7 protein-coding genes are annotated in these 10,552 nt (G+C 64.5%); 3 read left to right on the forward strand and 4 right to left on the reverse strand.

The features are described from left to right. The first annotated feature begins 100 nt into the window (after positions 1-100). Entirely contained in the window at positions 101-736 is a 636-nt protein-coding gene (gene yfcF, locus ACP39K_RS21885; protein WP_004937171.1) for a glutathione transferase, read from the forward strand. Between the two features lie 73 nt (positions 737-809). Here the strand turns inward: yfcF and ACP39K_RS21890 are convergent, their stop codons facing one another. Genes ACP39K_RS21890 through ACP39K_RS21900 form a run of 3 tightly spaced genes read right to left on the reverse strand, consistent with a single transcriptional unit; the run spans position 810 to position 4,843 of the window. Beyond that, a complete protein-coding gene (locus ACP39K_RS21890; RefSeq protein ID WP_033639324.1) occupies positions 810-2,051 on the reverse strand; it encodes an aromatic amino acid transport family protein in 1,242 nt (413 codons plus the stop codon). A 58-nt stretch (positions 2,052-2,109) separates the two neighbouring features. After that, the gene (locus ACP39K_RS21895) at positions 2,110-3,564 is read right to left on the reverse strand and encodes an NAD-dependent succinate-semialdehyde dehydrogenase (RefSeq protein WP_033639323.1); all 1,455 of its coding nucleotides are present in this window, start codon (positions 3,562-3,564) and stop codon (positions 2,110-2,112) included. 13 nt (positions 3,565-3,577) lie between these two features. After that, positions 3,578-4,843, reverse strand: a complete 1,266-nt coding sequence (locus ACP39K_RS21900) for a 4-aminobutyrate--2-oxoglutarate transaminase (RefSeq protein WP_346403406.1) — start codon at positions 4,841-4,843, stop codon at positions 3,578-3,580. Between the two features lie 121 nt (positions 4,844-4,964). Between ACP39K_RS21900 and pdxR the strand changes: the two genes are divergently transcribed. Beyond that, a complete protein-coding gene (gene pdxR, locus ACP39K_RS21905) occupies positions 4,965-6,437 on the forward strand; it encodes a MocR-like pyridoxine biosynthesis transcription factor PdxR (RefSeq protein WP_048794637.1) in 1,473 nt (490 codons plus the stop codon). Positions 6,438-6,459: 22 nt separating this feature from the next. On the opposite strand, the gene ACP39K_RS21910 is transcribed toward pdxR, so the two are convergent. After that, positions 6,460-8,079 carry an ABC-F family ATP-binding cassette domain-containing protein gene (locus ACP39K_RS21910; RefSeq protein WP_497008828.1) on the reverse strand — a complete coding sequence of 540 codons (1,620 nt, stop codon included), beginning with the start codon at positions 8,077-8,079 and terminating at the stop codon, positions 6,460-6,462. A gap of 424 nt (positions 8,080-8,503) precedes the next feature. On the opposite strand from ACP39K_RS21910, the gene ACP39K_RS21915 reads away from it, so the two are divergent. After that, positions 8,504-10,525 carry an oxidoreductase gene (locus ACP39K_RS21915; protein ID WP_089185062.1) on the forward strand — a complete coding sequence of 674 codons (2,022 nt, stop codon included), beginning with the start codon at positions 8,504-8,506 and terminating at the stop codon, positions 10,523-10,525. Positions 10,526-10,552: the final 27 nt, after the last annotated feature.

A 10,552-nucleotide genomic window follows, 5' to 3' on the forward strand; every position in this document is an offset into this window, starting at 1 on the left:
CGTAAACCGCGCCGCCCAAGAACTTTTAGGCTAACAGATTGATTTTTAGCCTCCTCTCAACAATGATGAATGTTCCCCCCTTAACCCCGAGGAACCGCCGATGTCTCAACCGATCACCGAGCTTTATACCGACAGTGAATTTTTCAGCCCGTACGCCATGTCCGCCTTTGTCGTGCTGACGGAAAAAGGCATTCCGTTCACCGTGAAGCCGGTGGATCTGGCGAAAGAAGAGAACAAAGAGGCGGCCTACGCGGCGCTGTCGCTCACCCGCCGGGTGCCGACGCTGGCGATCGGCGAATTCCAGCTCTCAGAGTCTTCGGCGATCGCCGAATACCTGGAAGACATCCACCCGGCCCACGCCGTGTATCCGCGCGACGTGAAGCTGCGCGCCAAGGCGCGCGAGATCCAGGCCTGGCTGCGCAGCGATCTGCTGCCGATCCGCGCCGAGCGTTCGACCGAAGTGGTGTTCAACAACGGCAAGTTCCCGCCGCTGTCCGAAGCCGCGCAGGAGGCCGCGCGCAAGCTGATCGCCGCCGTGGAAAAACTGCTGAGCCACGGGCAGGACAATCTGTTCAGGGAGTGGTGCATCGCCGACACCGATCTGGCGCTGATGCTCAACCGGCTGGTGATGCACGGCGATCCGGTGCCGGAGCGCGTGCGCCACTATGCGCACAAGCAGTGGCAGCGCCCGTCGGTGCAGGCCTGGCTGGCGTTGTCGGAAAAACGGCGTGCCTGAGAAAAAAATCGGCGGCCACGACGCCGCCGTTCTCAATGCCGAGAAACAACATCACTGCTTGAGGGAAGGCAAATCACCATCCAGAGGGCAGATAGCCTAACAATGAAGCGATGGCGTACACCGCGCTGGCCAGGTACAGCAACACAATGCTGACCTGCAGCAGCGGGTGCGTGATCCAGTTGCACTGCCAGCGCGGGGTCTGGTCACCGTGTTTGCGCGCGCCGCGCAAGATCAGCATCGGCATGATCGACAGGATCACCCCGCTGAACACCCCGGCGAAGTAGAGCGCGTTGACGAACGACACCAGCCCGCTGTAAGCCAGCACGAACGGCGGCACCACCACCAGCAGCAGCACGCCGAAACGGCGCAGCGGCAGCTCGTCGTTGCCCAGCCTAAACTTGTCGAAAATATTGGTCAGAAAACTGCCGCCCAACCCCCAGTACGAGGTCAGCATCGCGCACAGCGCGAAGATGTTGGCGGAGAAGAACGCCCACTGCCCCAGCGCCTGGCCCCAGGAAATGGTGGCCACATCGGAGATGTCATCCAGCCCGCTGAGCGCAATCACCGACATCGGCACCGCCGCCAGCAAAATGAAGGTCACCACCATGCCGACGATGATCGCCTTCGGCAGTTGTTCCGGCTTGTCGGCGAAGCCGCGCGCCATCTCCGGCACGATGTACTGCGCCGAGAAGCAGAACACCACCACGTTGAACACCGGCACCATATAGCGCCAGTCGCCGTCCAGCAGGTTGCGCATCTGGGTGGTGTCTTTCAGCAGCGTCGCCGCCACCAGCGCGGTCAACATCACCACCATGCCAATGCTGATGAACTTCTCGCCGCGGCCGATCGCTTTCAAACCGAGGTACAGCACGCCGGCGGCGGGTACGAAGAACAGCAGGCTGCCCAGCGCCGGCGAGATGCCGAACAGCGATTGCAGCAGCTTGCCGCTGCCGGTCATGTAGGCGGTAAGCGCCCCGACGCTGTTGACGCACACCGAAGCGAACATCAGCCAGGCACCAAGTCCGCCGACGTAGCGCTTCGCCAGCCCGCTCAGTTGCAGATGCGCGCGGGTGCGCAACGTAGATTCGGCAACGTACAGCATGGTGATGGTGGTCAGGCTCCCCACCAGCACCAGCCAAAACAGCAGCGGCAGGAAACCGGCCTTGCTGGAGGCGTAGGCGATGGAGAGCACCCCGGCGCCGATGTTGGTGCCGACGATCATCGCCACCCCTTCGAGGAAACTTAACGATTTGGCGGGTGCAGGTGCTCGCACCCCGGCGGCAAGCGCCGGAGAAACAGAGATATTATCAGACATGCATCATCCTTTATCGCCCGGCGACGCTGGCCGCCGGGATGGGTTAACGTCCTGACGCTCAACGGCTCACATCGATACACAGGTATTTCAGCTCCAGATATTCTTCTATCCCGTAGCGCGATCCTTCACGCCCGAGCCCTGATTGTTTCACGCCGCCGAACGGCGCCACTTCGTTGGAAATCAGTCCGGTGTTGATGCCGACCATGCCGTACTCCAGCGCTTCCGGCACCCGCCACTGGCGCGCGGCGTTCTGCGTGAACAGGTAGGCGGCCAGGCCGAATTCGGTGTCGTTGGCCATGGCGATGGCTTCCGCCTCGTCATGGAAGCGGAACAGCGGCGCCACCGGCCCGAAGGTCTCTTCTTTGGCGAAGCGCATCTTCTGCGTCACGCCGGTCACCACCGTCGGCTGGAAGAAGGTGCCGCCCAGCGCGTGCGGCTGGCCGCCGGTGGCGATCTGCGCCCCTTTGATCAGCGCGTCGTCGATATGGCTCTGCACCTTCGCTACCGCATCGCTGTCGATCAGCGGCCCCTGGGTGGTGCCTTCCTGGCTGCCGTCGCCGACTTTCAACTGCTCGACCGCCGCCACCAGTTTCTCCGCCAGCCGCTCGTAGATGCCGTCCTGCACGTAGATGCGGTTGGCGCACACGCAGGTCTGGCCGCTGTTGCGGAACTTGGAGGCCATGATGCCCGCCACCGCCGCGTCCAGATTGGCGTCGTCGAACACGATGACCGGCGCGTTACCGCCCAGCTCCAGCGACAGTTTCTTGATGCTCGGCGCGCACTGCGCCATCAGGATGCGGCCGACCTCGGTCGAACCGGTAAAGCTCAGCTTGCGCACCACCGGGCTGTCGCACAGCACCTTGCCCACCTGCGCCGCTTCACCAGTCACCACTTGCAGGACGCCGGCGGGAATACCGGCGTCCTGCGCCAGCTTGGCCAGCGCCAGCGCGGTCAGCGGCGTTTGCTCGGCCGGTTTGACGATGATGGCGCAACCGGCCGCCAGCGCCGGCGCCACCTTGCGGGTGATCATCGCCGCCGGGAAATTCCACGGGGTGATGGCCGCGCACACGCCGATCGGCTGCTTCACCACCACCAGGCGCTGCGAAGCCTGCGGCGCCTGCAATACCGCGCCGTCCACCCGCTTGGCCTCTTCGGCGAACCAGGTGATGAACGACGCGGCGTAGGCCACTTCGCCGCGCGCTTCCGCCAGCGATTTGCCCTGCTCGGCGGTCATCAGCTGCGCCAGATCTTCCTGCGCGGCCAGCACCTGGTCGGCCCAGGCCAACAGCAGCGCAGAACGCTGCTTGGCGGTCAGCTGTTTCCAGTCGTTTTGCGCCCGCTGCGCCGCCGCGATCGCCTGCTGGGTTTCCTCTTCGCTGACCAGCGGAATGCTGGCCAGCTCGGCGCCGGTGGCCGGGTTGATCACCGCTTCGCGCTTGCCGCTCAGGGCATCGCACCATTCGCCGTTGATCAGACACTGGCTGCGCAACAGCTCGGGATTGTTCAATTTCATGCCGTTCACTCCTTTAGTGGGCCAGCGCGCGGGACAGGATGCCCATCGCCTTGGTGAACTGATCGTCCGGAATGGTCAGCGGGTAGAGGAAGCGGATCACGTTGCCGTTCACGCCGCAGCTCAGCAGCAGCAGCCCTTCCTCCATCGCCTTCTGCTGCACCTGACGGGTGATCTCCGCCGAAGGCTTGCCGGTAGCCGGATCGTTGAACTCCACCGCCACCATCGATCCCTGCGCGCGCACATCGGCGATCGCCGGGCTGGTTTTGCGCGCCTGCTGGAGCACTTCCACCAGGTGCTGCCCCAAGCGCTGAGCGCGCTGGCACAACTGCTCTTCTTCAATCACGTCCAGCACCGCGTGCGCGGCGGCCACCGCCAGCGGGTTACCGGCATAGGTGCCGCCCAGCCCGCCCGGCGCCGGCGCGTCCATCACCTCGGCGCGGCCCGCCACCGCCGACAGCGGCATGCCGCCCGCCAGGCTTTTTGCCATGGTGATCAGATCCGGTTTAACGCTGTAGTGCTCCATGGCGAACAGCTTGCCGGTACGGGCGAAGCCGGTCTGCACTTCGTCGGCGATCAGCAGGATGCCGTGCTGGTCGCACAGCGCGCGCAGCGCCTGCATGAAATCGGCCGGCGCCACGTTGAAACCGCCCTCGCCCTGCACCGGCTCCAGCACAATGGCCGCCACCTGCTTGGGATCGATATCCGCTTTAAACAGGCGATCCAGGCTGTTCATCGCGTCTTCGGTGGTCACGCCGTACAGCGAGTTCGGGTACTGGCCGTGGAACACCGAGCCGGGGAATGGGCCAAAGCCCAGTTTGTAAGGCGCCACTTTGCCGGTCAGCGCCATGGTCATATAGGTGCGGCCGTGGAAGCCGCCGCCGAAGGTGATCAAGCCCGGACGGCCGGTGTAAGCGCGGGCAATCTTCACCGCGTTTTCCACCGCTTCCGCGCCGGTGGTGAAGAAAGCGGTTTTACACGGACCGGCGATCGGCGCGCGCTGGTTGATGCGCTCCGCCAACGAGACATAGCTTTCGTAAGGAACGATCTGATAGGCGGTGTGGGTGAAGGCCTGCAGCTGCTTTTCAATTGCGGCGATCACTTTTGGGTGGCGATGGCCGGTGTTCAGCACGGCGATCCCCGAGGCGAAGTCGATCACTTCCTTACCTTCCACATCCCACAGCGTGGCGTTCTCTGCGCGCTCGGCGTAAAAACCACACATCACGCCCACTCCGCGCGGGGTGGCGTCCTGACGGCGTTGGTTCAATTCTGCGTTTTTCATGCTGTTCTCTCCGGTCGGTGCCAGTTACACGTTTCGTTCACATTCGTGAAACAATGACGTTTATTTACACAGGATGTGGCCCTATAATCGAGTGCCAGTTACGAATAAATGAGGGATCCAATTGCGCTCATTGAGTGGTGATCTGTTGCTGCAACGCCTCGGCGAACAGCCCGATGACAAGCTGCACAAGCGGCTTTACAACGCGATCCGCACCAGCATTCTCGATGGCAGCCTGCCGCCCTCCAGCCGCCTGCCCGCCTCGCGCGATCTGGCACAGGAGCTCAGCCTGTCACGCAACACCGTATTAACCGTTTATGAACAACTGCTGGCGGAGGGCTACGTGTCGGCGCGCGCCGGCAGCGGCACCTTCGTCGCCGACACGGTGCCGGACAGCTGCCTGTCCACCGGCGGCGCTCCGGCGGACGGCAGCGGGCAACCGCGGCGCGTCGAACTGTCGGAGCGCGGCGCCACGCTGCTGCACCACGCCAGCGCCAGCCCCAAACAGTGGGGGGCGTTCATTCCCGGCGTCCCCGACGTCAACGCCTTTCCTCATCAGCTGTTCAGCAAGATCCAGGCGCGCCTCAGCCGCCGCCCGACGCCGCAGCGGCTGACCTACAGCAATCAGGGCGGCAGCCCGGAGCTGCAGCATGCGTTGGTGGAGTATTTACGGGTGGCGCGCTCGGTGCGCTGCTCGCCGGAACAGATCCTGATCACTGAAGGCATCCATCAGGCGATCGATCTGGTGACGCGCATGTTGTGCAATCCGGGGGATGACGCCTGGATCGAAGAGCCGGGCTATTGGGGGATCCGCAATATCCTGCGCATCAATGCGCTGAACATCTGCCCACTGGCGGTGGACGAGGCCGGGCTGGTGCCGCCGGAGCAGCCAACGACGCCGCCCCGCCTGATTTTCGTCACCCCGTCGCACCAATATCCGCTCGGCTCGGTGATGAGCCTGGCGCGCCGCCAACGGCTGCTGGCGCTGGCGCGGAACGCCGGCGGCTGGATCGTCGAAGACGATTACGACAGCGAATTCCGCTTTTCCGGCCAACCGATCCCGGCGCTGCAGGGGCTGGAAGCCGATGCGCCGGTGATCTACATCGGCACCTTCAGCAAAACGCTCTACCCGGCGCTGCGTCTCGGCTATGTGGTATTGCCGCCGCCGCTGGTGCAGGCGCTGAAAACCGCCCACGCCGAGCTGTACCGCGGCGGGCACCTGCTCATCCAGAGCGCGTTGGCGGAGTTTATTCAGGCGGGGCACTATACGGCGCATATCCGTCGCATGCGGCTGCTGTACGCCCGGCGGCGCGCCTTCCTGACCGGATTGATCGAACGGCACCTCGGCAAACAGGCGCTCAGCGAGTTCAACAGCAACGCCGGATTGCACCTGATCCTCAACCTGCCGGACGAGGCCGACGACGTGGCGATCGCCGCCGCCGCCGGCGCGCAAGGGGTGCTGGTGAGGCCGCTGTCGCGCTACTACATGCTGCCCAACCGCCGGCGCGGTCTGCTGATGGGTTTTGCCTGCGTGCCGGAAGAGCAGATGGCCGCCGCCTTCACCCAACTGCTGGCGTGCATCAACGCCCCGCACTAAGTCAGAGCGCCGCCCGCCTGCCTCACCAGGCCTGAAACCGCCAGCCGTCCGCCTGTCGGTACAGGCGGTGCGTCGGCCGCAGCGCCTGCAGGAAGTCTTCGTCGTGCGACACCACCAGCATCGCGCCGGGGAAATCCGCCAGCGCGGTTTCGATCGCCAGCGACGACGCCAGATCCAGGTGGTTGGTCGGCTCGTCGAGCAACAGCAGCTGCGCCGGTTGTCGCCGCCAGAGCGCACAGGCCAGCGCCGCCTTCAGCCGTTCACCGCCGCTCAGCGAGCCCAGCGGCAACGCGATGCGATCCGCGCCAAGCTGCAGCTGCGCCAGCCGGGTGCGCAACGCCCCTTCCGCCAACGGCGAATCCTGCAGCCCCAGATGTTCCATTACTGACAGGCCCGGATCGAGCTGCGACAGGGTTTGATCGAGGTAGGCCGTCGACAGCGGGCAATGACAATGGCCGGAAAGCGCCGCCAACTGACCGAGAACGGTCTTCAGCAAGGTGGATTTGCCGCAGCCGTTGGGGCCGGTCAACGCCACGCGCATCGGACCGTCGATCCGCAAATCCAGCGGCGGCGCGCTGACGAACGGCAGCTGCAGCCGCTCGAGCACCAGCACCTGCTTGTTTGCGTTCACTTCACTGCCGGGCAGCGCCAGCAACACCGGCTGTTCCTCTTCCACCCGCTGATAGGCTTCGCGCACTGCCGCATCGAGGCTGTCGCGCCGATCCTGATGCTGTTTGCGCAGCGTGCCGAGGCTCTCCTTCGCCGCCGACTTGTAGGCCACCCGTTCGAAAGAGGCGATATTCAGCGTATCGACGACGCGCAGCGTTTGCGCCGAGCGCCGCTGGCTCATGTCGTGCTCTTTCTGTTGGCGGGCGCGGGTGCGGCGGCGCTCCTCGCGCGCATGTTCCAGATCGGCGCGCGCCGCCTGCTGCTCCGTATCGCGCTGGCGCCGGTAGTCATCATAGTTGCCGCCGTAGCTGCGCAGCGCGCCGGGCGTCAGTTCGACGATGCGCTCCATGCGCGCCAGCAGCTGCCGGTCATGGCTGGCGATCAGCAACCCGCCCCGCCACTGATCCAGCTGTTGATACAGCCAGGCGCGCCCGGCGCTGTCGAGGTGGTTGGTCGGTTCATCCAGCAGCAGAAAATCCGCCTCGCCCAGCAAGGCGCCGCACAGGGCCGCGCGCATCCGCTCGCCGCCGCTCAGCGAACTGGCGGATCGCAACGGATCGAAGGCCGGCAGCCCGGCGGCGACGAAAGCGTTTTGCAGGCGATCGTGGAGATCCCATCGCCCTTCCAGACGATCGATATCGTCCGCCAGCGGCCGCCCCTGCTCGAGACGCGCCAGCGCGGCGAACGTCTCGCCACAACCCAGCAGCTGGGCCAGCGTGGTGTCCGCGGCGATCTCCGGTTGCTGTGCAACGTAAGCCAATGTGGCATGAGATTCAACGTGCCCGTTGCCCGGTTGATCCAGCCCGGCGATCAGGCGCAGCAGCTGGGTTTTGCCGACGCCGTTGCGCCCCACCAGGCCGCAGCGCTGCCGATCAAAAGCGAGATCCAGCGGACCGAACAGCGTTTCGCCGTCAGCAAATTGGCAGACCAGTTGATGTAAAACGAAATAAGGGGACTGCGCTGAATGAGCCATAAGCACTCCTGAATGAGATCAAAACATCCCCACAGGGCGCGAGAGCGCACAGCGTGGGACACGATATCAACAGGTGTGGGTGTTCATTTTCGGTAATGGCTCCGCAGAGAGAAGGATTTTGCAACGCGTAAAGGCTAACCGATCTTTTGTTCGTTATGCAAACAGAGTCTGAGATTCATGACATCTATCACATTCGGCGCAACGCAGATTCCCAAGCGGCGCGACAACGGCTAGATTTATCTCATCCGACCACTTGTGTTCACATAATAATAACAGATGCTCATCCCCAATCGCTTTCAACCTGCAGCCAGGCGGCAAGTTCGGGCGTTCCCAGGAGCTTACTCAAGTAAGTGACTGGGGCGAGCGAACGCAGGCAACAACGCTGCAGGTTGAAAGAGGCGGGGGATGAACGATGGAGAGTGCAATGAGCAATTACCCTCACCTGCTGGCGCCGCTGGATCTCGGCTTCACCACCCTGAAAAACCGGGTGCTGATGGGATCGATGCATACCGGCCTGGAAGAGCTGCCCGACGGCCCGCAGCGCCTGGCCGCGTTCTATGCCGAGCGCGCCGCCGCCGGCGTGGCGCTGATCGTCACCGGCGGCATTGCCCCGAACGAACAGGGCGTGGTGTTTCGCGGCGGTTCGATCCTCAACAGCGAAGCGCAATTGCCTCACCACCGCCCGGTAACCGAGGCCGTCCACCGGGCGGGCGGCAAAATTGCGCTGCAGATCCTGCACACCGGCCGCTACAGCTATCAACCCAAGCTGGTGGCCCCTTCCGCGCTGCAGGCGCCAATCAACCCGTTTACGCCGAGCGCCCTGAGTGAAGCGGAGATCGCGCAGACCATCGCCGACTTCGCCCGCTGCGCGGCGCTGGCGCAGCAGGCCGGCTACGACGGCGTTGAAGTGATGGGTTCCGAAGGCTACCTGATCAACCAATTCTTGACGACGCGCACCAACCAGCGCGATGACCAATGGGGCGGCAGCTTCACCAACCGCATGCGCTTCGCCGTCGAGACCGTCAGGGCGGTACGCCAGGCCGTGGGCCCGGAATTCATTCTGATCTACCGGCTGTCGATGCTTGATCTGGTGGAAGACGGCTCCAGTTGGGAGGAGATCGAGCAGCTGGCGCTGGCGATCGAACAGGCGGGCGCCACGATCATCAATACCGGCATCGGCTGGCACGAAGCGCGTATTCCGACCATCGCCACCATGGTGCCGCGCGCCGGATTCAGCTGGGTGACCCGCAAGCTGATGGGCAAGGTCAGCATCCCGCTGATCACCACCAACCGCATCAACGATCCGGCGGTGGCCGAGCAGGTGCTGGCGGACGGCTGCGCCGACATGGTGTCGATGGCGCGCCCGTTTCTCGCCGACGCCGCCTTTGTGCAGAAAGCCGCCGAGGGGCGCGCCGACGAGATCAATACCTGCATCGGTTGCAACCAGGCCTGTCTCGACCAGATCTTTGAAGGCAAGCTGACTTCCTGTCTGGTCAACCCGCGCGCCTGCCGTGAAACCGAAATGCCGCTGACGATGGCGGAAAAACCGAAAAAACTGGCGGTGGTCGGCGCCGGCCCCGCCGGGCTGGCGTTTGCCACCACCGCCGCCAGCCGCGGCCATCGGGTGACGCTGTTCGACGCCGCCGAGCAGATCGGCGGCCAGTTCAACATCGCCAAGCAGATCCCCGGCAAGGAAGAATTCCATGAAACCCTGCGTTACTTCCGCCGCCAGCTGGCGCTGCGTGAAGTGACGGTCAGGCTGGGCGTCAAGGTCGAAGCGGCGGATTTAAGCGAATTCGATGAGGTGATCCTCGCCTGCGGCATCGTGCCGCGCACCCCGGATATTCCCGGCATCGGGCACGCCAAGGTGCTGAGCTATCTGGACGTGCTGCGCGATAAAAAACCGGTCGGCCAGCGGGTGGCGATCGTCGGCGCCGGCGGCATCGGCTTCGATACCGCCGAGTACCTCAGCCAGCACGGCGTGTCCAGCAGCCTGGATCAGGCGGAATTCAACCGCGAATGGGGCATCGACGGGCGCCTTGAGCAGCGCGGCGGGCTGGCGGAGCAAGGGCCGCAGGCGCCGCGCGCCGCCCGGCAGATCTACCTGTTGCAACGCAAAACCAGCAAAGTGGGCGAAGGCCTGGGGAAAACCACCGGTTGGATCCACCGCGCCAGCCTGGCGATGCGCGGCGTGAAGATGCTCAACAGCGTCAGCTATCGGCTGATCGACGACGAAGGGCTGCACATCACCCGCGCCGAGCAAGACAGCTGCCTGCCGGTGGACACGGTGGTCATTTGCGCCGGGCAGGAACCGCGCCGCGAACTGCAGCAGCCGCTGCTGGCGATGGGGAAAACCGTGCACCTGATCGGCGGCGCCGACGTGGCCGCCGAGCTGGACGCCCGCCGCGCGATCGATCAGGGCACGCGGTTGGCGATGGCGCTGTAAAAAAGGGGCGCCCGGCGCCCCTTGTTA

Source organism: Serratia sp. EC4 (assembly GCF_059652115.1).